This is a genomic window from Cupriavidus necator (genome assembly GCF_013141915.1).
GTDB classification, from domain to species: domain Bacteria; phylum Pseudomonadota; class Gammaproteobacteria; order Burkholderiales; family Burkholderiaceae; genus Cupriavidus; species Cupriavidus necator_B.
The window spans coordinates 136,892-163,369 of the sequence record NZ_SROX01000006.1 but is presented as its reverse complement, the minus strand read 5'-3'; the positions used below and the strand labels follow the sequence as shown (position 1 = coordinate 163,369).

General features: G+C 69.7%; 23 protein-coding genes. 10 read left to right on the top strand and 13 right to left on the bottom strand.

Features of this window, described 5'->3' with window-relative positions; all coding sequences use genetic code 11:
* Positions 1–33: 33 nt before the first annotated feature.
* The 3 genes from E5S69_RS13910 to E5S69_RS13900 all read right to left on the bottom strand — a co-directional run bounded on the left by E5S69_RS13910 (position 34) and on the right by E5S69_RS13900 (position 2,653).
* Entirely contained in the window at positions 34–837 is an 804-nt protein-coding gene (locus E5S69_RS13910; protein ID WP_171515237.1) for a BPL-N domain-containing protein, read from the bottom strand.
* A gap of 144 nt (positions 838–981) precedes the next feature.
* On the bottom strand, positions 982–1,746 hold the full coding sequence (locus E5S69_RS13905; protein WP_171515236.1) for a helix-turn-helix transcriptional regulator: 765 nt from the start codon (positions 1,744–1,746) through the stop codon (positions 982–984).
* Positions 1,730–2,653 (bottom strand): DMT family transporter, encoded by a 924-nt coding sequence (locus tag E5S69_RS13900; RefSeq protein WP_171515235.1) that lies wholly within the window; start codon positions 2,651–2,653, stop codon positions 1,730–1,732. The genes E5S69_RS13905 and E5S69_RS13900 overlap by 17 nt, the downstream gene beginning before the upstream one ends.
* A gap of 197 nt (positions 2,654–2,850) precedes the next feature.
* On the opposite strand from E5S69_RS13900, the gene E5S69_RS13895 reads away from it, so the two are divergent.
* Entirely contained in the window at positions 2,851–4,455 is a 1,605-nt protein-coding gene (locus E5S69_RS13895) for a DUF1800 domain-containing protein (protein ID WP_171515234.1), read from the top strand.
* Positions 4,456–4,475: 20 nt separating this feature from the next.
* Positions 4,476–5,807: a DUF1501 domain-containing protein gene (locus tag E5S69_RS13890; protein WP_171515233.1), complete on the top strand. Its 1,332-nt coding sequence runs from the start codon at positions 4,476–4,478 to the stop codon at positions 5,805–5,807.
* A 36-nt stretch (positions 5,808–5,843) separates the two neighbouring features.
* Here the strand turns inward: E5S69_RS13890 and E5S69_RS13885 are convergent, their stop codons facing one another.
* Positions 5,844–8,444 (bottom strand): penicillin-binding protein 1A, encoded by a 2,601-nt coding sequence (locus E5S69_RS13885; protein WP_171515232.1) that lies wholly within the window; start codon positions 8,442–8,444, stop codon positions 5,844–5,846.
* A gap of 321 nt (positions 8,445–8,765) precedes the next feature.
* On the opposite strand from E5S69_RS13885, the gene E5S69_RS13880 reads away from it, so the two are divergent.
* On the top strand, positions 8,766–9,836 hold the full coding sequence (locus E5S69_RS13880; protein ID WP_171515231.1) for a porin: 1,071 nt from the start codon (positions 8,766–8,768) through the stop codon (positions 9,834–9,836).
* Positions 9,837–10,002: 166 nt separating this feature from the next.
* Here E5S69_RS13880 and E5S69_RS13875 read toward each other — a convergent pair whose 3' ends face one another.
* Positions 10,003–10,476: a DM13 domain-containing protein gene (locus E5S69_RS13875; RefSeq protein ID WP_171515230.1), complete on the bottom strand. Its 474-nt coding sequence runs from the start codon at positions 10,474–10,476 to the stop codon at positions 10,003–10,005.
* Positions 10,477–10,642: 166 nt separating this feature from the next.
* Here E5S69_RS13875 and E5S69_RS13870 point away from each other — a divergent pair, with 166 nt between their 5' ends.
* Positions 10,643–10,876 carry a CDP-diacylglycerol pyrophosphatase gene (locus tag E5S69_RS13870; protein WP_171515229.1) on the top strand — a complete coding sequence of 78 codons (234 nt, stop codon included), beginning with the start codon at positions 10,643–10,645 and terminating at the stop codon, positions 10,874–10,876.
* Positions 10,877–10,894: 18 nt separating this feature from the next.
* Here the strand turns inward: E5S69_RS13870 and E5S69_RS13865 are convergent, their stop codons facing one another.
* From E5S69_RS13865 to E5S69_RS13830, 8 genes are all read right to left on the bottom strand, one after another.
* A complete protein-coding gene (locus E5S69_RS13865) occupies positions 10,895–12,442 on the bottom strand; it encodes a TAXI family TRAP transporter solute-binding subunit (RefSeq protein WP_171515228.1) in 1,548 nt (515 codons plus the stop codon).
* A 1-nt stretch (position 12,443) separates the two neighbouring features.
* A complete protein-coding gene (gltS, locus tag E5S69_RS13860) occupies positions 12,444–13,634 on the bottom strand; it encodes a sodium/glutamate symporter (RefSeq protein WP_171515227.1) in 1,191 nt (396 codons plus the stop codon).
* A gap of 271 nt (positions 13,635–13,905) precedes the next feature.
* The gene (locus E5S69_RS13855; RefSeq protein ID WP_171515226.1) at positions 13,906–15,072 is read right to left on the bottom strand and encodes an ABC transporter permease; all 1,167 of its coding nucleotides are present in this window, start codon (positions 15,070–15,072) and stop codon (positions 13,906–13,908) included.
* 15 nt (positions 15,073–15,087) lie between these two features.
* The gene (locus E5S69_RS13850) at positions 15,088–16,242 is read right to left on the bottom strand and encodes an ABC transporter permease (RefSeq protein WP_171515225.1); all 1,155 of its coding nucleotides are present in this window, start codon (positions 16,240–16,242) and stop codon (positions 15,088–15,090) included.
* Between the two features lie 12 nt (positions 16,243–16,254).
* On the bottom strand, positions 16,255–16,947 hold the full coding sequence (locus E5S69_RS13845; RefSeq protein WP_171515224.1) for an ABC transporter ATP-binding protein: 693 nt from the start codon (positions 16,945–16,947) through the stop codon (positions 16,255–16,257).
* 10 nt (positions 16,948–16,957) lie between these two features.
* Positions 16,958–18,172: an efflux RND transporter periplasmic adaptor subunit gene (locus E5S69_RS13840; RefSeq protein WP_171515223.1), complete on the bottom strand. Its 1,215-nt coding sequence runs from the start codon at positions 18,170–18,172 to the stop codon at positions 16,958–16,960.
* A 154-nt stretch (positions 18,173–18,326) separates the two neighbouring features.
* Positions 18,327–18,683 carry an ArsR/SmtB family transcription factor gene (locus tag E5S69_RS13835; RefSeq protein ID WP_171515222.1) on the bottom strand — a complete coding sequence of 119 codons (357 nt, stop codon included), beginning with the start codon at positions 18,681–18,683 and terminating at the stop codon, positions 18,327–18,329.
* Positions 18,664–19,128 (bottom strand): SRPBCC family protein, encoded by a 465-nt coding sequence (locus E5S69_RS13830; protein ID WP_171515221.1) that lies wholly within the window; start codon positions 19,126–19,128, stop codon positions 18,664–18,666. Before E5S69_RS13830 ends, E5S69_RS13835 begins: the two co-directional genes overlap by 20 nt.
* Before the next feature lie 281 nt (positions 19,129–19,409).
* Here E5S69_RS13830 and E5S69_RS13825 point away from each other — a divergent pair, with 281 nt between their 5' ends.
* From E5S69_RS13825 to E5S69_RS13800, 6 genes are all read left to right on the top strand, one after another.
* Positions 19,410–20,735, top strand: a complete 1,326-nt coding sequence (locus E5S69_RS13825) for an MFS transporter (RefSeq protein ID WP_171515220.1) — start codon at positions 19,410–19,412, stop codon at positions 20,733–20,735.
* Between the two features lie 3 nt (positions 20,736–20,738).
* Complete coding sequence (locus E5S69_RS13820; protein ID WP_171515219.1) at positions 20,739–20,918, top strand: hypothetical protein; 180 nt, start codon at positions 20,739–20,741, stop codon at positions 20,916–20,918.
* Complete coding sequence (locus E5S69_RS13815) at positions 20,908–22,254, top strand: AtzE family amidohydrolase (RefSeq protein WP_171515218.1); 1,347 nt, start codon at positions 20,908–20,910, stop codon at positions 22,252–22,254. Before E5S69_RS13820 ends, E5S69_RS13815 begins: the two co-directional genes overlap by 11 nt.
* A 181-nt stretch (positions 22,255–22,435) precedes the next feature.
* Positions 22,436–23,425: a Bug family tripartite tricarboxylate transporter substrate binding protein gene (locus E5S69_RS13810; protein WP_171515217.1), complete on the top strand. Its 990-nt coding sequence runs from the start codon at positions 22,436–22,438 to the stop codon at positions 23,423–23,425.
* A 25-nt stretch (positions 23,426–23,450) separates the two neighbouring features.
* Positions 23,451–24,965 carry an N-acyl-D-amino-acid deacylase family protein gene (locus E5S69_RS13805; RefSeq protein ID WP_171515216.1) on the top strand — a complete coding sequence of 505 codons (1,515 nt, stop codon included), beginning with the start codon at positions 23,451–23,453 and terminating at the stop codon, positions 24,963–24,965.
* Between the two features lie 34 nt (positions 24,966–24,999).
* Positions 25,000–26,337: an aspartate aminotransferase family protein gene (locus tag E5S69_RS13800; protein WP_171515215.1), complete on the top strand. Its 1,338-nt coding sequence runs from the start codon at positions 25,000–25,002 to the stop codon at positions 26,335–26,337.
* Positions 26,338–26,478 lie beyond the last annotated feature (141 nt).

Sequence of the window (26,478 nt, the reverse complement as noted above, 5' to 3'; positions counted from 1 at the left end):
GCCGTGCGGCAGGATCGCAAGGTGGCCGTGCACTCAGTCCAGCGCCAGCCCGCCGTGCGCCAGCAAGCGCCGAAATACCGCCAGGCGCGCATCGCCGGTTTGCGCCAGCCGCTCGCAGACATGGAGGTAGCGGGACATGTCGCTGTGTCCGCGCAGCGCATCCTTGCACTCGCGCTCCGAGATTTCGAGGTGGACGCCGGTCAGCAGCGCCAGGCCCTTGCCAACCCGTGCGCTGACGATGGCGGGCGGCGTGCCGGGGATGCCTGCATAGACGGCCAGGACCTGGGTCTCGGGCCCGGGGGTGTCGGCGAGGTCGAAGCGGCAGCCGCCATGGTAATGCGTGTACAGCGACATCGGGACCTCGGTCAGCCGGTCCGTGGTCGTGAGCTCCACCGCGGCCGTGGTGCGCGGCGTGCCGTCATAGCGCTTGCCGCCGGTGAGTTCGGGCAGCGAGCCGACCGCCACGGCGTCAACCAGGCGCAGTTCGCGCGGCCCGCAGATGGCGCCCCGGGTGCCGGCATGAAACGCCAGTTCGCGACACGCGTAGTAGGCGCCCGCGCAGATGCCGAGGTAGACCCCGCCCTGCTCGACGAACTGCCGGATGCGTGCGTTCGGTGCGCCGTTCAGCAACGCGCAATAGGGCAGGTCGGCGCCGCCCGGCATGACGAACATTACGGCATGGTCGAACAGCGTCGCATCGTGCCGGATCTCGTGGGCCATCACCGCGCGGATTTCGTAAGCCCCGGCAGCTAGCTGATGGCCGATGGTGCGCATCAGGCATGCGGTCCAGTCTGAAGCGCCGGCGTCGACATAGGTAAGGATCTGAGGCCCGGGCATCGCCGCATCCGTGGCTTGTAGTTTCCGACTCTAGCCGTTCGTTATCGAAAGCGCCATGCCGTGATGCCCGGGCGTTGCGGAACGCGGGCATCGCCGTGCCCGCGCGCGGCGCAACGGTGCGCTGGCTGAAACGCGCAATTCGCCTCAGCCACGCGCGCCTGCCCGCCACGCCCCCGGCGGCAGTCCGAAGCGCCGGCTGAAGCTGCGCGTAAACGTAGTCTGGTCGGGGTAGCCGGACATCAGCGCGATCTCGGCCAGCGGCAGCCGGGGATTCGACAGCCACTGCAGCGCGCAGTCCAGCCGCAGGCGGGTCTGGTAGCGGTGCGGGGTGTCGCCGAAGGCCTCGGCGAACAGGGTCTGGAAGCGCCGCGCGCTCCAGCCGAAATGCCCGGCCAGTTCCGGCACGCGCAGCGGCGCGGCCAGGTTGGCGCGCAGGTAGGCATCGACGGCCATCAGCGGAAACACCTCGCCGTCGGCGGGCATGCCGAGGCGGTCAGCCAGCGCCGCGGCGAGGGTGGCGGCGAGTTGCCAGTCGTGCTGCGGCCCGCGCGCCGCGGCCGCGGCGCGCCTCGCCGCGAGGGCGCGCACGCGGCTGCCGAAGGCCCCGTCGAGCGCGAAGGTGCGCGGGCGCGCCACCAGCCGCGCGGGCAGCGCCACCGACTGCGCCGGAAAGTCCGCCACCAGTTGCAGGTTGCCGTCGTGGCCCAGGTAGTCATGATGGCTGCCGGCCGGCACGATCAGGCCGGTGCGGTCGTCCACGCGGTAGCCATGGCCGTCGAGTTCCAGCTCGGTGGCGCCGGCCAGGCCGAACAGCAGCTGGTGATAGCCGTGCTGGTGGCCGTCGGCCTGCGGCCGGTAGCGCCGGTGCTCGACCAGTGGCGCGGCGCGGGATTCAGCGGGCCTGGGCATGCCGCATCCTGCCGGGGGTCTGGCACAGCCAGACGCCGGCCCCCGCCACCGCCATGCCCAGCGCCTGCACCGCGCCGAGGCGCTCGCCAAACAGCAGCCAGGCCTGCAACGCCGCCAGCGGCGGCGCCAGGAACATCAGCGCCGCGGCATTGGCGGCCTGGCCGCGCCGTACCAGGCTCACCAGCAGCCAGGTGCCGGCGCCGGACAGGCCGATGGCGGCCCAGGCCAGGCCGGCCCACAGCGCCGCCCCGCCATGCCAGTGCAGCGGCGCGCCGGCGGCCTGGATCGCCACCATCGCGGCGGCGACCAGCATGGCGCCAAGGTTCTGCCACGCCGAGCTGGCGCGCAGGTCACAGGCGGCGATGGTGGTCTTCTGCAAGAGGGTTCCCATGGTGATGGAGACAATGGCCAGCACGCCCAGCAACACGATCCAAGGCGACACCGGCCGGGCCGCGCCGTGCAGGCCGGCCTGCATCGCGGGGGCGACCACCAGCGCGACGCCGAGCGCACCCAGCGCCAGCCCGTGCCAGGTCCGCCTGCAAGGTAGCTCTTTCAGCAGGGGGATGGCAAGCAGCGCGGTCAGCAGCGGCTGCAGCGCGCCCAGCAGGGCCATGATCGCCGGCGGCAGGCCCCGGGCCACGGCGCCGTAGCCGGCGCACAGGTAGATGCCCTGCATCAGCGCGCCGGCCAGCAGGTGGCGCGGCGCCTCGCGCAGCGGCGGCCATGCCGTGCGCGCGGCCAGCGACCATGCCACGAACATCAGCCCGGCCACGGCAAAGCGGCCCAGCAGGAACAGGCTGGTGTCGGCCAGCGGCACGATGGCCTTGCCGACGATAAAGCCGGTGGACCAGATCAGGATAAAGGCCACGGCGGGCAGCCAGCCGACAGTGGACAGGGGACGCGACATGCAAGCAGGCGTTTCCGCTCCGGGGCGGGAAGGGCAGGGCAAAACGCAAGGCTAGCGAGGCGCGGCGTCGCTGTCTTGGCAAATCCGGCAATCGCCCGCTGAAAGCATTGGTAACACTCGCGCGGCGCCGCCGCGTCAACCGGCCCGGGCTTGCCACGTAACATGGTGATGGGATCGAACCGGACGAGGTGAACCACATGGATCCAGCGCAGCATCCGAGACCACCCGGCCGCGGGCGCCTGGCCGCCTGGCGCGCCGCCGCGGCGCTGGCGCTGGCCGCGTGCCTGGCAGGCTGTGCCCAGTTGCCCGGCGCGGCGGGCAACGGCGACGGCCATGGCGCCACCGCCGCCGCCGACCTGCGCTGGCTCAATACCGTCACCTACGGCGCCGACCAGGCTTCGCTGGACGCGCTGCGCCGGCTGGGCCGCAAGGGCTTCCTCGCGCAGCAACTGGCGCTGCCCCTGGCCGATCCGCCCGAGCTGGCCGCCGTCATCGCCGCCTTGCCCAACCTGCGCGACGGCGCCGCGGCGCAGGTCCGGGCCGCACGCGAGGCCCGCCAGCGCATCGACGCCCTGCCTGACGACGCCGGCAAGCAGCAGGCGCGCCAGGCGCTGAATGCGCACGGTCGCGAGATCGTCGCCGACGCAAGCCGGCGCCACCTGCTGCGCGCGCTGTATTCGCCGGCGCAGCTGCGCGAGCAGATGACGTGGTTCTGGATGAACCATTTCAACGTCTATGCGGGCAAGGGCCAGGTCGGGCTGCTGCTGGCCGACTATGAGGAGCACGCCATCCGGCCCCACGCGCTGGGCCGTTTCCGCGACCTGCTGTTGGCCACGGTGACCGCGCCGGCGATGCTGGTCTATCTCGACAACGCCCAGAGCAGCGCCAATCGCGTCAATGAAAACTACGCGCGCGAACTGATGGAGCTGCATACTCTGGGTGTCTCCGGCGGGCCCAGCGGCTCGCGCTATACGCAGCAGGACGTGCAGGAGCTGGCGCGCGTGCTGACCGGCGTGGGCGTGAACCTGCGCGGCACGCCGCCGCCGAAGCTGGCGCCGGTGCGCGCGGGCCTGTACCGCAGCGACGGGCTGTTCGAGTTCAATCCCGCGCGCCACGACTTCGGCGCCAAGGTACTGCTGGGCCAGCGCATCGAGCCGTCCGGCTTTGACGAAGTGGTGCGCGCGGTGTCGATCCTGGCGCGCGAGCCGGCCACGGCGCGCTTTGTCAGTGCCAGGCTGGCGGCCCACTTCATCGCCGACAACCCGCCGCCCGCGCTGGTCGAGCGCATGGCGCAGACCTTCACGCGCACCGATGGCGATATCGCCGCGGTGCTGCGCACTATGCTGCTGGCGCCCGAGCTGGACCGGCAAGCGGACCTGTTGCCGCGCAAGTTCAAGGACCCGATGGTCTATGTGGTGTCGTCGCTGCGGCTGGCGTACGAGGGCCGCCCGGTGGCCAACCTGCGCCCGGTGATGAACTGGCTGAACCAGCTGGGCGAGCCGTTGTATGGCCACGTGGCGCCCGACGGCTACCCGTCGGCGGAAAGCGCTTGGGCCAGTTCGGGGCAGATGGTGCGGCGCTTCGAAATCGCGCGCGCGATCGGCTCCGGGCCGGCGGGCTTGTTCGCCGGCGATGACACCACGCCGCGCGGCGCGCGCTTCCCGATGATCGGCAACAAGCTCTACTACGACGCCATCGAAGCCACCCTGGGCCCCGCCACGCGCACCGCGCTGGCCCAGGCGCAATCGCAGGCCGAATGGAACACCTTGCTGCTGGGCTCGCCCGAATGGATGCAGCGCTGAAGACAATGGGAGGGCATGCCATGCAACGCCGACAATGGCTCAAGACGATGGGGGGCGCCGCGCTGGGGCTGGCGCTGCCTGCCATCGCCGCGCGCGTCTATGCGCTGCCGGCGCAGGCCGATGCGCGCTTCCTGCTGGTATTCCTGCGCGGCGGCTATGACGCCGCCAGCGTGCTGGTGCCGGCCGGCAGTGATTTCTACTACGCCGCGCGCCCCAATATCGCCATCCGCCGCCCGCCCGCGCCAGGCGCCGACGTGGATCCCGATGCCGCGGTGGCGCTGGCAACCGCCTTTGGCGCCGACAGCGCCGTGCGCGGCATCGGCGACTGGGCCCTGCATCCGGCCCTGGCGCCGACCCTGCTGCCGCTGTGGCAACAGGGCCAGCTGGCCTTCGTGCCGTTCGCCGGCACGCACGACTTGTCGCGCAGCCACTTCGAGACCCAGGACGGCATCGAGGCCGGCCTGCCCGGCGACGGCGCGGACCGCCAGGCCGTGGCGGCGTTGCGCGGCAGCGGCTTCCTCAACCGGCTGGCACAGGCGATGGGCGGCAAGGCCGCGCCGGTGGCGTTTACCGACGGGTTGCCGCTGGTGCTGTCCGGCCCGCGCGACGTGCCCAACGTCTCGCTGAAGGGCGCCGGCCGCGCACCGTTCGATGCTCGCCAGGCCAGGCTGCTGGCGCAGATGTACCGCGGCACGCGCTTCGAGTCACTGATCGACGAGGGCTTTGAGCTGCGCGAGACCGTCGCTCGCCAGGCGCAGGCTGAAGCGCCGAAGGGCGGCCCGGCCGGCGCTGCCCCGGCCACGATGGCGTCGCGCCAGCAGGAGATGCAGGCCGCCAGCCGCCGCGCGCTTAGCGCCCGCGGCTTTGAAGCCGAGGCCCGGCGCATGGCGGGCCTGATGCGCGAGCGCTTCAACCTTGGCTTTATCGACGTGGGCGGCTGGGACACCCATGTCAACCAGGGCGGCGCGCAGGGCCAGCTGGCCGGGCTGCTCGACAACCTTGGCCGTGGCTTGTCGGCCTTTGCCGCGGAGATGGGTCCCGCATGGAACAAGACCACCGTGGTGGTGGTATCGGAGTTTGGCCGCACCTTTCGCGAGAACGGCACGCGCGGCACCGACCACGGCCACGGCACGGTCTACTGGGTGCTGGGCGGCGCCGTGCGTGGCGGGCGTATCGCCGGCGAGCAGGTCGCGGTGGAAGCGGCCATGCTCAACCAGAATCGCGACTGGCCGGTGCGCAACGAGTATCGCGCGCTGCTGGGTGGGCTGTTCCGCCGGCTGTATGGGCTGGACGAGGCGCGGCTGGCGCAGGTGTTCCCCGGGGTGGCTTGGCGGGATATCGGGTTGGTGTGAAGCGCGCCCCGGCAGACGGAGCGCATGGTTCAGCGACTACCGTTGGCCGGCCGGGGTGATGATGGTGGGCGCCAGAGGCGTGGTCGGTGCCGCGGGCGGCGCTGCCGGAGCCGGCGCGGAAACCGGCGGCGCTGCCGGCGACGGGGATGCGGGCGGCAGCGCGGGGGCAGGGGCCGGTTCAGTTGCCGGGGGCAGGGCAGCCGGCGCGCTTCCGTCGTTCATGTCCGGAGGAGGCACCGCTATCACCGTTTCGCCCCGGTCCAGCGCCAAGCTGGACGCCTCATGGTCACTGTCCGCCGCCGCGGCCGGGGCCGCACTGGCCGGCGGCGCGATCTCGGCTTCCTGCGCGGGCAATGCCGGGCGGCGCGGCGCCGGGCGCGGTGCCGGGGTCTCGCTGGCCTTGTCGCGCGTGAACAGCTGGCTGAACCATCCGCGCAGTTGCGTGCCCAGCGACGCGAACAGATGGGTTTCCTCATGCTCGGCAAAGCGCGCGCGGCCGTCGATGATGCGGGCGCGCAGCGCGCGCTGGTAGAAATCGCCCACCATCGGCAGCGCGCTGTGCGCGCCCTGGCCCCAGTAGTCGCTGCGCAGCGTGATGCGGCTGTCGTTGAAGCCGACCCAGGCGCCCGCCACCAGCTCCGGATGCATCAGGATGAACCAGCCATCGGCATTGTCCTGAGTGGTGCCAGTCTTGCCGGCCACGTCGGCGCGGATGCCGAAGCGCGAGCGGATGCTGGCGCCGGTGCCGCGGTCGATCACGTCGCGCATCACGTCGAGCAGGGTTTGGTTGGCCGCGGCGGGCAGCGCGTGCTCGGCGCGCGCGGGGCGGAACACCTGCAGCACATTGCCCTGGCGGTCTTCGATGCGCGTCACCATGGTCGGCGCGATGTAGTCGCCGGCATTGGCGATGGTGCCGTAGGCGGCCACCATTTCCTTGAGCGTGACCGGGCTGGTGCCCAGCGCCAGCGACGGCACCACGTCGAGCTGGCTGTCGCGCACGCCCATCTCGCGCGCCAGCCGCGCCACGCGCGCGGGGCCCACTTCCTGCATCAGCTGCGCGGTGATGGTGTTGCGCGAATAGACGAGGCCGTCGCGCAGCGTCATGGCGCGGCCGGTGGGGCGCCCTTCGTCGCTGGGGCGCCAGATCTCGCCGCCGGCCAGCTCGATTTCCACCGCCTGGTCCACCAGCGTATCGTCGGGCGTCTTGCCCTCGTCGAAGGCTGCGCCGTAGACAAAGGGCTTGAAGGTGGAGCCCGGCTGGCGGCGCGCCTGCTGCACGTGGTCGAAGGCGTCCTGGGTGTAGTCGCGGCTGCCGACCCAGGCGCGGATCTCGCCGTTGCGCGGGTCGATCGCCAGGAAGCCGGCCTGGATGCGGGTCTTGTTCTGGTGCAGCGCGCGCAGGAAGGCGCTGTCGGCCGTCAGGTGGCGCAGCGCCTCGTCCGGGGCGGTGCCGGCGGCGACGGCGGCGCGGTACTCCGGCGTCTCGCGCACGAAGGCCTGCACCAGCGGCTGGTTGGCCGCCCAGCCCGCGCGCGGCGCCCAGGCCGCGTTGGCGATCGCCTGCAGCCGGTTGCCCTGCTGCACCACCGCCTGCGTGGCCATGGCCTGCAGGCGCGCGTCGATGGTGGTGTGGACCACCAAACCGTCAGCGTAGATGTCGTAGCCGTTGCGGTCGGCCCAGCCGATCAGCCACTTGCGCAGTTGCTGCGCAAAGTGGGGCGCGGGGCCGGGCGGCTCGGTTTGCCGTTCAAAGTCGATGCGCAGCGGCCGCTTCTTCAGCTGCTCGTAGCGCGCCGCATCGAGCTTGCCGCGCTTGACCATCTGCCCCAGCACCGTATTGCGCCGGTCCAGCGCGCGCTCCGGGTTCAGCACCGGGTTGTAGTAGCTGTTGCCCTTGAGCATGCCGATCAGCGTGGCGCTCTGCAGCACGTCGAGCGAGCGGGCCGGGCGGTCGAAGTAAGTGCGCGCCGCCATCTCGATGCCGAACGCGTTGTACAGGAACGGCACGGTGTTGAGATAGGTCTCGAGGATCTCGTCCTTGGTGTAGAGCGCCTCGATCTTCAGCGCGGTGATCGCTTCCTTGAGCTTGCGCGTGAGCGTGGGCGCGCGGCCGATCTCATCGGGATAGAGATTGCGCGCCAGCTGCTGGGTGATGGTGGAGCCGCCCTGGCGGTCGCCGGAAAACGTATGCAGCGCGGCCGAGGCGAGGCGGCGCCAGTCCAGGCCGTGGTGCTGGTAGAAGCGGTGATCCTCGGTGGCGATCAGCGCCGCCACCACGTTGGGCGAGATCTGCTTGAGCGGCACCCAGTCGCGGTTGGCCCACTTGAACACCGCCAGTTCCTTGCCGTCGGCGGACAGCACCTGGGCCGGCTGCTCGGACTTGGCCTTGCGGATATCGCTGATGCCCGGCGTGAACGGAATCAGTACCAGCACATAAAGCAGCAGGGCCGCCGGGATGGCGACCAGGCCCGCCAGCAGGCCGCGCCGGGTGGGTCGCAGCGTGCCGGGCCGGGTCAGGCCGGCACGCGCGGTGCGCGCGGCCAGGTGTGACAGGCGTTGCTGAACGGGGACAGGCAGCGAAGCCCGTAACGAGGCCAGCAGCGGGGCAAGCCTGGTCTTGATCTCAGCCAGCCTCATGAGGCGAAGCGGTCGAGGCACAGGCGCGGGGCGGCACGGGACACTGGCATTACCGTCGTCGGAAAAGCCTGCATCCTACCAAAACGTTCCCGCTGGTTACAGGGAAAACCCCCATGCGCAAGCGATGCGCCACTTCCTGCTGCGCAGCATGGGTCACAAAGCTTTCATATTGCGCCGTCACAATGCGGCGGCCGCCAATCGTGCGGACGATGCGCCGTTGCCGGTTTGCCCGGCGGGGCCGGGTCGCCATGACTTGCCATGACGATCGGGCCTTGGGTCCGGTGCGGTGTCGTGCCTCAAACAGAACACAGAGAAACTACAGTGAAGAAAGCTCTCCTTGCAATGACGGCAGCAGCGGCCGCGTCGGCCGCATCCGGGGTGGCCTCAGCCCAATCCACGTCCAACGTGACGCTCTACGGCATTGTCGATGCCGGCGTCGAAGTCATCAGCAACGTCCCCGGCAGCGGCGGCGCCGAAGGCACCGCCGTGCGCCTGAACTCGGGCAACCTGTCCGGCTCGCGCTGGGGCCTGCGCGGCACCGAAGACCTCGGCGGCGGCCTGAAGGGCATCTTCGTGCTGGAGAGCGGCTTTGACGTCGACACCGGCACCTCGGGCCAGGGCAACCGCCTGTTCGGCCGCCAGGCCTACGTCGGCCTGCAGGGCGGCTGGGGCGCGGTCACGCTGGGCCGCCAGCAGAACGCGCTGTACGACCTGTTCGGCGCCTTCGACCCGATGGGCGTGGGCCCGCGCTACTCGCTCAACAGCGTCGACTCGGCCTTCAACGGCCGCGCTGACAACGCCATCAAGTACACCGGCAAGTTTGGCGGCCTGACCGCCACCGGCTTCTACAGCTTCGGCCGCGACAACAACGGCGAAGTCCCGGGCGAGGCCAAGGTGGCGCGCAACTTCGGCGGCGGCCTGTCGTATGCCGCGGGCGGCTTCTCGGTCGGCGCGGCCTATGACCAGTACCAGGGCGCCACGGTGGCGCTGCAGGACCGCGCCGCCAAGCGCGCGGCGGTGGGCGCGGCCTACGCCTTCGGCGGGGCCAAGGTGTTCGCAGGCTACCGCTGGCTGCTTGACGACGGCGTGTCCAGCGCCACCGCGGCCTCGACTCGCAGCAACGTCTACTGGGCGGGCGCGCAGTACCGCTTCACGCCGGCGTTCCAGCTGACCGGCGCGGCGTACTACAACGACACCCGCAACAGCGATGCGGATCCGTGGATGTTCGTGCTGTCGGCGGACTACTCGCTGTCCAAGCGCACCGATGTGTACCTGAACCTGGGCTACTCCAAGAACAAGTCGGGCTCGGCGCTGGGCCTGAACGGGGTCGGCACCGTGGTCGCCGGCGAGAACCAGGCCGGCGCCACCATCGGCCTGCGCCATCGCTTCTGAGCCTCTGCCTGATGCCCGCCTGGCGGCTGCCATGGCTGCACGGGCGGGTGCTTAACACTCATATCGACACCTGCGGCTGGTCTTGCGGGTTTCGTTGGGCCGGTTGCCTTGATCGGCCTCTTTTTGCTTTGGGCCGCGTGCCTCGCCACGCCCGGGGACGCCATCCCTAGCGATACGCCGCGGCGCCGATGAACTGCCCGAAGCGCTCGCACCAGATCACTACCGCCGCATATTGGGACGGGTCCACCCCGGCCGGCAGCGCCACGGTGAAATTGCCGAAGGTCTTCAGTTCACCGACCTGCACCGACCGCTCCTTGATTTTCAGAAAGGCCGCCTTGTTGTCGACGAATGCCGGCGCCAGGTACACCCGGTAATCCGGTCCCGGCGCGACGCTGCCTTCAAAGCCAAGCGCAGTTGCCGAGACATGGAGCCGCCCGCTGGCCCAGTGCAGCGCGTCGCTGCCAGCCAGGTCCTTGCGGAAGGTGCCGGCATAGCGTGCCTGCTGCGCCACCGCCTGCACCTGCCCTGCGCTGGCCCCCGCCTGCGCCGTCAGGATCGGCAACACATAGATGCCTGCGGCAAAGCCGACGGCCAGCATGGCGAGGTGGGTCAGGACGAGGATGGCGGGCCTGGCAGGCATGTCTGGCTCCAAGGGGCGGGAAGATGCCAGTAGGTCGACGCTGGCGCCGGAACCTGACAGCGCCGTGGCACCTTGGCACATTCGCAACGGTTCGACCGACTTGTTTCACCAATCCCACACACGGAAGTGGTTATGATCTGGTAGTTGCCCTGTCGAGAAGCTGCCTATGACCCTCCACGTCACGATCCGCACCATCCGTACCGGCACGATGCAGACCGCCCGCTATCAGGCGCGCGTCTACCTGACCACCGATGCCGAGGCCCTGCCGTTGCTGGCAACGGATTGGAGCGAGCGCGAGGCCGAAGCCTTCCGTACCGCACAGTTCTGGGCGCAGCGCCACGCTTATGTGGTGTCTAATCCACGCGCAGGAACGTTCTACGGTGTCTCGTGCCGGCGTTGAAGCCGGCCAGCGCATCCCTTATCTGACTGGCGTCCCGGACGCGGCAGGGAACTTGCCGGGCCTGGCGGGGGCAGGCGTGGTTCTGGCCTGACCCATGCTGTCCAGCACCTTGGCCGCCGCCAGATGCTGCGGAATCAACAGGCCCTGGCGCGCCGTCGCCACGGCGATCTGCCCGCCCTGGGCGCTGCCGCGCGCAACGAAGTCCCGCCCGTTGCGGTAGACCAGCCGCGTCAGGTCGGCCACTTCAGCGTCGGACAGGTCCGGACCGGTCACCAGGATGGCGGCGGTGGCGATGGTGCGTACCGGCGCGCTCAGCCCGGGATACGTGCCCGGCGCAATCGCTGCGCGGAAATAGCCGGCTTTCTGGCCCACCAGTGCGGCGATGGCCTTCTCGTCCAGCGGCAGCAGCCGCAGCGGCATTTCCGCCAGGGCATCGCGGATGCTGTCGGCAGGCACGCCGATCACCTGGATCACGGCGTCGACCTGGTTCTGGCGCAGCGCCACCAGGCCGGTGCCCAGCCCCACTTCCTCGGCCTTGAAGTCCTTGTCCGCCAGCCCATGCGCGGCCAGCACGCGCAGCGCCGTGCCGCGCGAAGCCGAGCCGCGCTCGCCCACCGCGATGCGCTTGCCACGCAGGTCCGACACCGAGCGCGCGGGATCGGCTTCGCGCACCAGCACCTGCACGGGTTCCGGATAGAGGCTGCCGATGGCGCGCAGCGAGGCCTGCGGGCCGTCCTCGGCGAAGGCGCCCTTGCCTTCGTAGGCGTCCAGCGCGGCATCGCCCTGCGCCAGCGCCACCGAGACCTTGCCCGTTCGCAGTAGCCGCAGGTTCTCGTCGCCGCCGTGCGTGACCAGCGGCATCGCGCGCACGCGCGTGCCGGCCACCAGCGCCTGCGCAAAGCGCAGGTACTGGCCGTGCTCGGCGCCGGCGGCAATGGCATAGCCTTCATTGACTCGCGCCAGCCGCGCGCGGATATTGGCGTGCGCGGTGGTCAGCTCCTGCTCGATCACCGCGCGCTGCGCCGGCGAGGCATCCTTTTGCACGGAGTCGATCACCTTGCGCATCGCGTCCAGGATCGCCGCCGGCCCGCTCTGCGCATTGGTGGCGACAGCCGGGGCCTCGGCCGGGCGGTAGCCGGCCGGCAGCACGCCGACCCAGCGCTCGCCGTCGCGCCGGTACAGCGCGGTGCCGTGTGCACGGATGATGTCGCCGGCCTTGTTGCCGCCGCTGGTAATGCCGGTGATGCCGCGCGGACCCGAGCCCAGCGCTGACACCAGCCCGGCCACGCCGGGTGAATCCCAGGCACCGAAGTCATAGTCGCGCTGCAGCTTGAGCTGCGCATCGAAATAGACGATGCGGCGCGTCTCGCCGGCCGGGGCCTTGGTGTCGGCTTGCGAGCCGCGGCGCTCCAGCGCAACCACCTGCACCGTGCCCGGCGGCAGCGCCAGCGCCAGCCGTTCATCGACGCCGGTGCGGATGCCGTCGGCGGCCGGACCGCCGCCGCAGCCCGCCAGCCAGGCGCTGGCCAGCAGCGCGAACAGCAGAGTCAACAGGGCGCGGCGCATGTCAGCCTCCGATCAGCGGCAGCGCCAGCATCATGGTCAGCACCAACGCGTTCATCAGGTCGACGAAAAACGCGCCGGCCAGCGGCGTGATCAGGTAGCTGGTGGGCGCCGGCCCGTAGCGCGCGGTGATGGCGCGCATATTGGCCATGGCGGTGGCGGTCGAGCCCATGTTGAAGCCGATGAACGCGGCCGAACTGACCGCGGCTTCGTAGTCGCGCCCCATGAAGCGGAAGCACACCAACACCACGTAGAGGATGATGAACACCACCTGCATGGCAATGATCAGCAGGAACGGACCGGCGGACAGCGCCACGTCGGCCAGGTCCAGCGCCATCATCGTCATCACCAGGAACAGCGACAGGCAGACATTGGTGATCAGGTCGGTGCCGCGGTCGTCAAAACGCATACCGGCAAACGGCAGCAGGTTGCGCAGGGCGATGCCGAGCATCATGCACCAGAGGAAGCCGGGGATGGTGATGGCGCCGGTCGGCATCTGCGCGGCGATCCAGCGCCCGCCGATCACCGCGGCCAGGATGCCGGCCAGCGAGCCCAGTGCGCCCACGGTGGTGATGGGCGAGAGCGCGGCCGCTTCGTCTTCGGTGTCGCCGGGCTCGCGCGCCGTGGAGCGCAGCTGGTAGCGCGAGATCAGGAATTGCGCCACCGGTCCGCCGATGATGCCGCCCACGATCAGGCCGACGGTGGCCACCGTCATCGACAGGTCCATCACCGCCTGCAGGTTGTTGACCTCGGCAAAGCGCTCGGCATAGGCGGCCCCGGTGCCGTGTCCCCCCACCAGCGTGATGGAGCCGCTTACCAGGCCGAAGATCGGGTGCAGGTCCAGCACCGCGGCCATGGCCACGCCCACCACGTTCTGCACCACGATATAAGGCAGCAGGATGGCCAGGAAGATCACCAGCGCCTTGCCGCCGCGCTTGAGCATGCGCAGGTCGGCGCAGAGGCCGACGCCACCGAAGAACATCAGCAGCAGTACCGGTTTCATGCCGGGATCGATCACCACGCGGACGTTTGCCACCGCCACCGCAATCGACGCGATGACCGCGAACAGCAGGCCGCCGGTGACGGGATCGGGAATGTTGTAGCGCGACAGCACGCCGACGCTGCGGTTGACCAGCGTACCGATCAGCAGCACCACCACGGCGGTCAGCAATGAGGCCAGCAAGTCAAGGTTCATCGGGGGGGCGTCCTGACGAGTCGCATGCATCACTACGGGTTGTAGTCGGCGGTCGGGGAGAAGGCAAGGAAAGGATGCCCCACGCAATGGCTAAGGTTACTCGCTCTCCCCTCATGGGGTGAGGGCCGGGGTGAGGGGTGGTCTAGCTGGCAGTCTCATCAAACCGGGCCAATGGTGTTTCAGGACCTCACCGTCGTGGAAGCGCCTGCCCTCACCCCCTGCCTCTCACGCAAGCGGAAGAGGGGAGCAAACCGGCAGGAGTGCGCATCGTTCAACGCGCCCGCAGCGCGTCCACGATATTCATCCGCGCCGCCCGCACGGCCGGCAGGAATCCCCCGACCAGCCCCATCGCCATCGAAAACGCCAGCGTCTGCAGCGCAATGGCCGGGGTCAGGATGAAGCGGAACGACAGGTCGGCAAAGGTCTGGAAGTTGGTGGTCGAGAACGACGCGAACTGCATCAGCGCCGCGCAGGCCAGGCCCGCCGCGCCGCCGACCAGGCCCAGCAGCCCCGCTTCGGCCAGGAAGGCGGCCAGCACGCTGGCACGCTGGAAGCCCAGCGCGCGCAGCGTGCCGATCTCCGCCACGCGGTTGGCCACCGAGGCATACATGGTGATCATGGCGCCGATCATCGCCGCGATCGAGAAGATGGTGGACAGCGTGAAGCCCAGGATGTTGATAAAGCCGGACAGGGCCTTGGACTGGTCGCTGTAGAACGCCTGCTCGCGCTTGGCTTCGTCGGCGAGTCGCGGATCGACGTCGATATCGGCGCGAAAGCGTTCGAACAGCGCGGAATCGGCCAGCCTGACCACCATCGACGAGTACGCGTTGCGCCGGAACGATTGCATCAACTGGTCCACGTCGCCCCAGATCTCGGAGTCGAAGCCGCTGCCACCGGCGTCGAAGTGGCCGACCACGGTCCAGTCGCGCTGCGCAAAGCGCAGGTGCTCGCCGATCTGCACGCCGGCAAAGCCGCCGGCGATGCTGCTGCCGACGATGATCTCGGACGAGCCCGGCCGGAACATGCGCCCCGCCAGCAGCCGCACCTGCGGGCGCAAGTCCATGCCGGCCGGCGAGATGCCGCGGATCACCACGTTGGACGGCTGGCCGGTGCTGGCCTTGGTCAGCGAGATCAGCACCACCGCCTCGCGCGAGGCCAGCGGCCGGCCGGCGCCGCTCAGGGCCACGGCCGGGTGCATCTCGATGATGCTGGCCTGGTCGCGGTTGACCGCGCTCTGGATCTCGGTCTCGGCGCCCTTGCGGATCACGACCACGTTATCGTGCTCGCCGGTGGTGACCAGGGTCTTCTTCAGGCCGGCGTCGAGCATCAGCATGGTGGCGAAGACAAACACCACCAGCGCCAGCCCGGCCGCGGTCAGCGCGGTGGTCAGGCGCCGCGCCCACAGGTTGCGCGCGATATAGGTCAAGGGGATGGCCACGGCAGTCTCCTTGCGCTAGCCGATGGCTCGCAGGCCCTCGACGATGCGCACGCGCGCCGCCTGCACCGCCGGCACGATGCCGGCAAAGACCCCCACCGCCAGCGCGCACGCCGCCTGCAATTGCATGGTCTGCGGCGAGACCGTGAACACCGGGAACACGCCGCCCACCGCCTGCTTGAAGGCGCTGGCCATCGGCGGCGTGGCCAGCATGCCGAGCGCGCCGCCCACCACGCACAGCGCCAGCGATTCGCCGAACACCAGCAGCGCCAGGAAGCCGGGGCCGAAGCCCAGCGCCTTGAGCGTGGCGTATTCCACGGTGCGCTCGCGCGCGCTCATCGCCATGGCGTTGGCCATCACCGCCATGATGATCACGATCACCACATAGGACACCACGCGGATCGCCGCGATGATCTGGTTGGACATGGCGACGAAGCCCAGCTGGAAGGCCTGCTCGGTTTCAGTCAGGGTTTCGGCCAGCGAATTGCGGAACACGCCGTCGACCTGGCGCGAGATCGCCGCGGTGTTGTCGGGGTTGTCCACGCCCACCACGTAGACGCCGACCTGGTCGGCCTGGCGCGGGGTGCGCTTGCGCACGGTCTCGTTCAGGTATTCCCAGTGGAACACCATCTGGCGCGTGATGGTGCTCTCGTCGCGCCCGTCCATGATGCCGCGCACCACGAACTCCCAGGTGCCGGGGTAGATGGTGCCCTTGATCGGGATCACGTCGCCGACCTTGAAGCCGAACTGGTCGGCCAGCTGGCGCCCCACCAGCGCGCCCTTGCGGTCGCGCTGGTAGTCGGCGCGTTGCGCCGCCGGCACGATGAATTCGGGGTAGAGGTCCAGGTAGTTGTCGGAGACGGCGAACTGCGCGAAGAAATTCTTGGGATCGCGATAGGTGCCGCCGAACCAGTTGGAGCGGGCCACCTGCGTCACGCCGTCGATGCCCTTGATGCGGCTTTCGTAGCTGAGCGGCAGCGGGAACACCAGCGAGATCGCGTTGCGCGTGACCAGCCGCGCGCTGGAGGCGGCCGACGCGCCCGCATACCAGGCATCGATCACCGTCTGCAACAGCCCGAAGGCGAGCACCGCGATCACCAGCCCGAACACCGTCAGCGCGGTGCGCAGCTTGTGCCGCAGCGCATTGCGGGCGATCAGCTTGAGCGCGTACATGGGTGATGGAGGCTACGCCGGCTCGCCACGGATCAGCTCGCCTTTTTCCAGGTGCACCAGCGATCCGGCCGCGGCGGCGGCGTGCGCATCGTGCGTGACCATGATGATGGTCTTGCCGGCATCGGCATTGAGCCGCTGCATCATCGCCAGGATCTCGGCTGCGGAGGTGCGGTCGAGGTCGCCGGTGGGCTCGTCGGCGACGATCAGCGTGGGGTCGGTGATGAGCGCGCGCGCGATCGCCACGCGCTGCTGCTGCCCGCCCGACAGCTCCGACGGGTAGTGGCTCATGCGGTCGGCGAGGTTGACCATGTCCAGCACCAGTTCCACGCGCGCGCGCCGCTCCGCGCGTGGCAGGCGGGTCAGCATCAGCGGCAGCTCGACGTTCTCGAACGCGGTCAGCACCGGCATCAGGTTGTAGAACTGGAAGATAAAGCCGACATTGGCGGCGCGCCAGTCGGCCAGCGCGGCTTCGGGCAACTGCGTGATGTCCAGACCGGCCACGCGCAGCGTGCCGTGGTCGGGCCGGTCGATGCCGGCAATCAGGTTCAGCAGCGTGCTCTTGCCCGAGCCCGAGGGACCCATCAGCGCGACGAAATCGCCTGCGCCGATCTCCAGCGAGATGTCGGTCAGCACCGGCACGGTCTGCATGCCACGCCGGTACGACTTGGCGACGTGGTCGATCTGCACCAGCGGCGCGGCGCTCATGCGGGCCTCATCATGGCTTGGCCGTCGTGACCCGGCTGCCGTCGCCGATCCGGTCGCCGGGCGACAGCACGACCACGTCGCCTGGCTTGACCCCCTGCACGGCGATCAGTTCGCCCAGCTTGTCGCCGGTCCTGACCGTCATCTCGTGCGCCTTGCCGTCCCTGACCACGTAGACCACGTGGCGCCCGTCGCGCGTGGCCACGGCGGCCGGCTGCACCGCGACCACCGGCTGGCGGTCCTGCGCGGTGGCCGCGCGCGACAGGAACGCAATCTTGGCGCTCATGTCGGGCAGCACGCGCGCATCGCGATCGACAAAGCGCACCTTGACCAGCACGGTGGCCTTGGAGCGGTCTACCGTCGGCACGATGCGCGCTACCTGCCCGGCCAGCCGCAGGCCGGGCAGGGCGTCGAGCAGCAGCTCGCAGGGCTGGTCGACGCGGATCCTGGCGATATTGGATTCGGCGACATCGGCCTCGACTTCCAGCGTTTCCATGTCGGCGATGGTGACGATCGCGCCCTTGGTGTCGGCGGCGGCGGAGAAGGGCGTGATGTTGTCGCCCACGTTGGCATGCTTGACCAGCACCACGCCGTCGAACGGCGCGCGCACCACGGTCTGTTCGACCGCCACCTCGGCCGCGCGCGCATTGGCCTGCGCCGACACCACCGACGCGCGCGAGCTGTTCACCGACGCCCGCGCCTTGTCGAAGCGCGCCACGTCGGCGTCGTACTGGGTGCGCGAGATCGCGTTCGGCACGATCAGCACTTTGGAGCGGCGCAGGTTAACCTCGGCGTCCTTGAGCTCGGCCTGCTGCAGCGCCAGGTTGGCCTGCGCCACCTGAACCTGCGCCTGCGCCTGCGCGAACGAGGCGGCAACGTCCTTGCTTTCCAGCCGCGCGATGACTTCGTCCTTCTTCACGCGCGAGCCTTCCAGCACGCCCAGCCATTCCAGCCGGCCCTGCGCCTTCGAGGCGACCGCCGCCTTGCGCTGCGGCACGACATAGCCGGTGGCGTTCAGCAGCGTGAAGTTCTGCGTGGGGTAGGCGGAGGTAACGGTGGCGGTCTGCACCGGCCGCGGGCCGAGCAGCCGGATGGCAATGCCGGCCAGGGCGAGCAGCACCACCGCGATGGCCGCGTAGCGCAGCCACCTGCGCCGCGGGTGGATACGGGCGCCGGCCGCGGCGGCTTGCCGGTCGATCTTGAGCCTGGACAGGTCGTGGTCAGCCACTGCGCGCTTCCTCTCGCTGGAATGGGCGGGGCTGTCAGTATAGCGGTGATGGAGAAGGGTTTCGTTGCTTGCGAGGGTAGTCAACGTCCTCGGGTTTGCCCCTCTCCCGCAAGCGGGCGAAGGGAGCAAGCCGGCGGCGCGATCGAGGTGGTCGCTAGTGACTGCCCTCCACCGCCAGCTTCAGCTTGCCCAGCGCAAACTCCCACTGCCGCCCGATCGCTTCGAGCGACCGGCGCGCGGCTTCCAGCTGGCCGGGCTCGAATTGCCACAGCCGCTCGCGCCCGGCGCGGCTGTCATGCACCAGCCCGGCCTGCGCCAGCACCTGCAGGTGCTTGGTCACCGCCTGCCGCGTCATGGCGCTGCCTGCCGTCAGCTGCGCGATCGACATCGCGCCGCCGGCGCACAGCGCCGCCACCAGCCGCAGCCGGGTTTCGTCGCCGAGCGCGGCAAATACCGCGGCGGTGTCCTGCAGGCCCAGCGCGGGCGAGGACTCAGGCCGCGGCGCCGACATGCTTGCGTAGGTTTTCCATCTGGCCATCCCAGCCGCCACTGTTCATGCGGAAGGCTTCCATGCGGCGTTCCGGCGGGATCTGGTCGAAGCCGGATTCGACCACGCTCAGCAGCGTGCCGCCCGCGCTTTCCGTCAGTTCGAAGACCACCAGCGTCGGCGGCTCGGCCGAATAGTCGCGGCCACGCTCCACCGGCGCCGGATGCCAGCGCCAGGACAGCAGCCGCGGCGGCTCCATGCGTTCGATCACCACGTCGAACTTCAGGTACTCATAGCCGGGGTAGGTGACGCTGCCCACGGCGCGCTGACCTGGGGCGAAGGTCGCGCCGTCGAATTTCACGCCAAACCAGCTGCCGAAGGTCTCGGCATCGGCCAGCGCGTGCCAGACGCGCTGGATCGGGGCGGCCAGCAGGATGCTGCGTTCGATGCGGTCGGTGGATGAAGCCATGTCCGGTCTCCTTGTACGGGGTTTCAACATGCAACGCGATGGTTGCATGTTAGGGGCCCGCACCCGGAAACGCAACCAAAAGGTTGCGAGTCCTGATGTTTTACTGATCCTTGGCGGCAAACGCTGCCGCGCATTTCTCTTGTTGCTGCCTCCGTCACATGGCGCCATGGATATATCGTTTGTTTCAGAGTAAACCATACTGGAACATTTGTTTCATGCTCGGCTATGATGGCATCTCCTGGCGCCCGACCCCCGGCGCCTGTACAAGGAGGAGGTCCATCATGTCCCTGGCCAAGCCAGCCATGCCCCAATCGCCGGGCCACGCCGGCGCGCTGCCGGACGCCGCCGACACGGCGTTTGCCAAGGTCACGCGCCGCATCGTGCCGTTCATCGTGCTGTGCTACTTCTTCAGCTACCTTGACCGGGTCAACGTGGGCTTCGCCAAGCTGCAGATGCAGCAGGCGCTGGGGCTCAGCGACGTGGTCTACGGGCTGGGCGCGGGCATCTTCTTCTGGGGCTACATGCTCTGCCAGGTGCCGGGCAGCCTGCTGATCTACCGCTTCGGCATGCGCCGCTGCATGGCGGCGATCATGATCCTGTGGGGGTTGGTCTCGGCGGCGACCATGTTGGTGGCCACGCCGGTGGAGTTCTACGTCGCGCGCTTCCTGCTGGGCGTGACCGAGGCCGGCTTCTTCCCGGCCGCGGTGATGTACCTGAACAAGTGGTACCCGGCGGACCGCCAGTCGCGCATCATGTCGCTCCTGTTCCTGGCGATGCCGCTGGGCATGGTGCTGGGCGGGCCGCTTTCCGGCGCGCTGATGTCGGCCACGCACGACCTGCATGGGCTCGATGGCTGGCAATGGATGTTCCTGATCGAGGCGCTGCCCGCCATCGTGCTTGGCCTGCTGCTGTTGCGCATGCTGCCGGAAGCGCCGGAGAGCGCGCCCTGGCTGACGCCGGCCGAGGCCGCCGCCATCACCCGCACGCTCGGCACCGAGAATGCGAAGAAGAACACCCGCTTTATTGCCGCGCTCAAATCACCGATCCTGTGGGTGCTGATGGCGATCTGCCTGCTGTTCAATATCGGCAACTACGGGCTGGTGTTCTGGCTGCCCACCATCATCCAGTCGACCGGGATGTCGTCGCCGCTGGAGATCGCCATGCTGACGGCGATTCCGTATGCGGTCGCCTGCGTGGCGATGAACGTCAATGCCGCGCACGCCGAGCGGACCGGCGAGCGCCGCCTGCACGCCGCGCTGCCGCTGCTGGTGGCAGCCGCGGGCATGTGGGCCAGCACGCTGTTCCCGCACGACACGGTGCTGGCAATGGTGTTCCTGACCATCGGCATTTCCGGGCTGATGGCCACGCTGTCGATGTTCTGGAGCCTGCCGGGCCGCGTGCTGGCCGGCACTGCGGCGGCAGGCGGCATCGCCATGATCAACAGCGCGGCCAGCCTGGCCGGCCTGATCGGCCCGGTGCTGATGGGCGGCATCAAGCAGAGCACGGGCAGCATCTCGCTGGGCGTGCTGGCGCTGGCCGGGCTGATGCTGGCCGCGGCGGTGCTGATCCTGGCGATTCCGCGCCAGCTGATGCAATCGCGGAACTGAGCCATGGTGCAAGCACGTGGCGAGGATCCCGCTGGCCTGGTAGCGCAAGCCGCCGCACAGCTGCAGGCGCCGGTCGCGCAGCAGGATTGCGAGCAGGCCGCCGCGCTGCTGGCCGGCATGGCGGTCATGGTGTCCAGCTTGCGCCAGGCGCTGGCGCAAGGGGAGGGCAAGCATGACCACTGACACGCTGACCGCCGCTGCCATGGCGGCACAAGTGCGCGACGGCGTGCGGCCTGCCGTTGCCGTGGTGCGAGACGCCTTGCAGCGCGCCGAAGCCGCCGCGCCGCTCAATGCCTGCTCGGCCCTGCTAGCGCACAGCGCGCTGGCGCAGGCCGCCGCGCTGGACCACCAGCGCGCGCAGGGCCGGCCGCTGCCGCCGCTGGCCGGCGTGCCGTTCGTGGTGAAGAACCTGCTGGACGTGCGCGGCCACGCCACCCTGGCCGGCGCCGCGGCGCGCGCGCAGGCGCCGCCGGCTGCGCGCCACGCGGATACCGTCGAGGCGCTGGTGGCCGCGGGCGCGGTGCCGGTGGCGCTGGCGGCGATGGACGAATACGCGTGCGGCGCCACCGGCGAGAACGTGATCGGCGGCCCGGTGAGCAACCCGCTCGACCCGTCGCGCATCACCGGCGGTTCGTCGGCGGGCACCGCGGCACTGGTGGCGGCCGGGGTGGTGCCGTTCGGGCTGGGCTCGGACACCAACGGATCGATCCGCGCCCCGGCCGCTTTCTGCGGCATCTGGGGGCTGCGCCCGACCACCGGCCGGCTGTCGTTGGCGGGATGCGTGCCGTATGCGCAAAGCCTGGATACGGTCGGCCCGATGGCGGGTACCGCGGGCGACCTCGCGCTGGCCTATGCGGCCCTGCTCGGCGTGGACATGCCTGGCGAAACGCAAGGCCGCGCGGTCGCGACGCTGCGCGTTGGCGTGCTAGGCCGCGGCTTTGCTGATTTTGCCGAGCCCGCGGTGCAGGCCGCCGTGCTGCGCGTGGCGTCGGCCTTTGGCGCGGTGCGCACCATTGACCTGCCCGAAGCCGATGCCGCGCGCGATGCGGCGTCGGTGATCTCCGCCTATGAAGTCGGACGCAACCACCAGCGCATGGGGTTCGCGACGCGCCATGGCGGCTACAGCGCGTTTGTGCGCCAGCGCATCCTGGCCGGACTGGCGCTGCCGCGCGACTGGTACGACACCGCGCGCCAGTACCAGGCGGCGTGGCGGCAGCGGCTGCTGGCGCTGTTCGACGAGGTCGACCTGCTGCTGGCCCCTGCGACGCCCTATGCGGCAACGCCGATCGGCGCCGAGTGCGTCGAGGGCGCCGGACGCATCTACCGGCCGCGTGCCGATGCTGGCCATATGACGCGGCCGTTGTCGCTGGCGGGCCTGCCCGTGGTGGCCGCGCCTTGTGCGGGGGAAGGCATGCCCGTGGGCGTCCAGATCGTGGCGGCGCCGTGGCTGGAAAGCCTGGCGCTGGCGGCGGCGCGTTATGTCGAGACGCAAGGGCTATGCCGCAGGGCCGTACCGTGATCAACGTAACGAATGTTTCATTTCACGTCGTTTCATATTTAGCGATGATTTGTGAAAGTCATTGGGGTAATTATGTTGTGTTCAGACGGTGAACGAAACATATGTTGCATCGACCGCGGTGGCGCCCCTATACTGCAAGCGCGTAACCGGGCCGACCCCAGGTACTGAACGGGATATCGAGATGCAAGAGCAAAGGCAGCAGCAAAAGCGGCGATCGCTGGCCACCCTGTTATGGCTGGGCGCGTCTGTCCTGGCCGGCCCGGCGCTGGCGGATACTTATCCGGTGCGTCCGATCCGCCTGGTGGTGCCGTCGGCGGCCGGCGGCAGTCCGGACGTGCTGATGCGCGCGCTGGGTGCCGAGGCTGGCAAGTCGCTGGGCCAGTCCTTCGTGATCGACAACAAGCCCGGTGCTTCGGGCGTGATCGGCATCTCCGAACTGGAGCGCGCCGCGCCCGACGGCTACACGCTTGGCTACGCCAACAACGTCACGCTGTCGATCAACAAGAGCACCTTCCGCAAGCTGCCATACCGGCCCGATGCCTTCGTGCCGGTGGTGCTGCTGTTCAAGGTCCCGAACGTGATCGCGGTCAGGCCCGACATGCCGGTGAAGACCTTTGCCGAACTGGTGGCCTACATCCAGGCCAATCCGGACAAGCTCACCTATGCCTCGCCGGGGCAAGGCACGTCCGGGCACCTCACCGGGCAGTTGCTGGCGGACAAGGCGGGGCTTGCCTGGACCCATGTCGGCTACAAGGGCAGCCCGCAGGCCGCCACCGATGTGATGGGCGGCCAGGTCCATGTGCTGATCGACAACATGCCGACCATCCTGCCCTTGATCAAGGCCGGCCGGCTCAGGCCGCTGGCGGTGACCAGCCTGGCGCGTTCACCGCTGCTGCCGGCGCTGCCCACCATCGCGGAATCCGGCGTGCCGGGTTTCGAGGGCGTGGCGTGGGGCGGCCTGGTTGCGCCGCAGGGCACCTCTGCTGACGTGGTGGGCAAGCTCAATGGCGCCTTCAACCGCGCGCTGGCGGAACCGGCTATCCGGGAAAAGTTCGCCGCGCTGGGCGCCGAGACCGTCGGTGGCACGCCGCAGGCGCTGGCCGGCTATGCCGCGCGGGAAACCGACAAATGGGCGGCCGTGGTCAGGCAGGCGGGCATCGCGCCGCAGTAAAGCCAGTGACGAGAAAAGGACCAACATGGCATCGCCTTCCCCCGCGCCCCGGCGCGCCGACCTGATCTTCCGCAACGCCACGGTCGTGGACGGCACGGGCGCGGCCCGCCGCATCGCCGACGTCGCCGTTGCGGGCGACCGCATCGTCGCCGTGGGCGACTGCGACGGCATGGCCGCCGACCATACCGTCGACGCGGCCGGCCGCGTGCTGGCGCCTGGCTTTATCGACGCCCATACGCATGACGACGGCTACCTGCTGGTGCACCGGGACATGACGCCCAAGGTGTCGCAGGGCATTACCACGGTGGTGACCGGCAACTGCGGCATCAGCGTGGCACCGCTGGTCAGCAACGCGCCGCCGCAGCCGCTGGACTTGCTGGGCCCGCCCGCGCTGTTCCGCTTCGATACCTTCGCGCAATGGCTCGACACGCTGCGCACGGCGCCGGCCAACGTCAACGTGGTGCCGCTGCTGGGACACTCCACGCTGCGCGTGCGCGCGATGCCGGAACTGGACCGGCCCGCCAGTGACGCGGAAATCGCCGCGATGCGCGACGAGGTCAGGCTGGCGATGGAGGCCGGCGCCTTCGGTGTGTCGACCGGCACGTTCTATCCGCCCGCGGCCGCCGCTACCGAGGCCGAGATCATCGCCGTCTGCGCGCCGGTCCGCACGCATGGCGGCATCTATTCCACGCACCTGCGCGACGAGACCGACGCGATCGTGCCGTCGATCGAGGAAGCGCTGCGCATCGGCCGCGCGCTGGACTGCCCGGTGGTGTTCTCGCACCACAAGGTGGCGGGCAAGCGCAACCATGGCCGCTCGGCCGAAACGCTGGGCCTGCTCGCCGACGCCGCGCGCCTGCAGCCGTTGTGCCTGGACTGCCACCCTTATCCCGCGACCTCGACCATGCTGCGGCTGGACCGCGTGCGCCAGTCCACGCGCACGCTGATCACCTGGTCCACCGGCTACCCCGCGGCTGGCGGCCGTGACTTCCATGAACTGATGCAGGAGTTGGGGCTGGACGAGGACGCGCTGCTCGACAAGCTGCGTCCCGCGGCGGCGATCTATTTCATCATGGACGAGCGCGACGTCGCGCGCATCGCGCAGTTCCCGCTGACCATGTTCGGCTCCGACGGCCTGCCGTTCGACCCGCGCCCGCATCCGCGCCAATGGGGCACCTTCCCGCGCATCCTCGCGCGCATGGTGCGCGAAGACCAGCTGATGACGCTCGAGGCCGCGATCCACAAGATGTCCGGGCTGGCCGCGCAGCAATACGGCCTGCAAGACCGCGGCCGGATCGCGCCGGGTGCGTTTGCCGACCTGGTCCTGTTCGATGCGCAGCGCGTGCGGGACCGTGCCACCTTCGCCGACCCGTTGCAGCTGAGCACCGGCATCCACGGCGTCTGGGTCAACGGCGCGCGGGTCTGGGAACAGTCCGCGCCGGCGGGGGCCGAGGACGCGGCCGGCAGCGCGCTGCCCGCCTTCTCCGGCCGCGTGCTGCGGCGCCTTGCCATCGCCAACCGTTCCGCCGCGCGCCACTGACGCGCGGCCGGGCATCGCCACCACCACCCTCATCATGACCCACGTATTTCATCGCAATCCGCGCCAGCAACTGCCTGTTGCCGTTGCCGGGCAGGGCATCGAACTGATCGACAGCACCGGCCGGCGCTATCTGGACGCCTGCGGCGGCGCCGCCGTATCGTGCCTTGGGCACGGCCATCCGCGCGTGATCGAGGCGATCAAGGCGCAGCTCGACACCATCGCCTACGCGCATACCTCGTTCTTCACCACCGAGGTTTCCGAAACGCTGGCCGAGACGCTGGCGCAGGCCGCGCCGGGCGACCTCGACCACGTCTATTTCGTCTCGGGCGGCTCCGAGGCGGTGGAATCGGCGCTGAAGCTGGCGCGCCAGTACTTTGTCGAGGTGGGGCAGCCCGCGCGCCGCCATTTCATCGCGCGCCGGCAGAGCTACCACGGCAATACGCTGGGCGCGCTCGCGATCGGCGGCAACGCCTGGCGGCGCGAGCCATTCCTGCCGCTGCTGGTGCCGGCGCATCATGTGTCGCCGTGCTACGCCTACCGCGACCGCCAAGCGGGCGAGACCGACGCCCAGTACGCGCAGCGCCTGGCCGACGAGCTCGAAGCAAAGATCCTGGAACTGGGCCCGGACACCGTGGCGGCGTTCGTCGCCGAAACCGTGGTGGGCGCCACCGCCGGCGCGGTGCCACCGGTGGGCGACTACCTGAAGCGCATCCGCGCGGTCTGCGACAAGTACGGCGTATTGCTGATCCTCGATGAGGTGATGTCAGGCATGGGCCGCACCGGCTACCTTTTCGCGTGCGAAGAGGATGGCGTGGTGCCGGACATCGTCACCATCGCCAAGGGCCTGGGCGCGGGCTACCAGCCCATCGGCGCGATGCTGTCGACGCGCCGGATCTATGACGCCATCGCCGGCGGCAGCGGCTTCTTCCAGCACGGCCACACTTATATCGGCCATGCCACGGCGTGTGCCGCGGCATTGGCGGTACAGCGTACCATCGCCGAGGAGGGACTGCTGGCCAATGTGCTGGCGCGCGGCGAGCAACTGCGCAGCCGGCTGCGCGAGGCGCTGGATGACCATCCCAACCTGGGCGACGTGCGCGGACGCGGCCTGTTGGTCGGCGTGGAATTCGTCGCCGACCGCGACAGCAAGGCCACGCTCGCCCCCGCGCTGAAGACCCATGCGCGGCTAAAATCCGCCGCGATGCGGAACGGGCTGCTGGTTTATCCGATGGGAGGCACGGTCGACGGCGTCCATGGCGACCACGTGCTGTTCGCACCGCCGTTCATCTGCACGCCGCGGGATATCGACCACATCGTGGAGCGCTTTGTAGCTGCGGTGCAGGCGGTGCTGCCGGCCAGCGTCTCGGCCTGAAGCACTGGAAGCTACGGCGTGCTGCTGGTTTGCTCCCCTCTCCGCTTGCGGGAGAGGGAAGGGGGTGAGCGCAGAACATTCGTTACTTCTCGTCGGCGCATCATGCGATAGATGGCCCGTGCGACCTGTTGCGGGTACGCC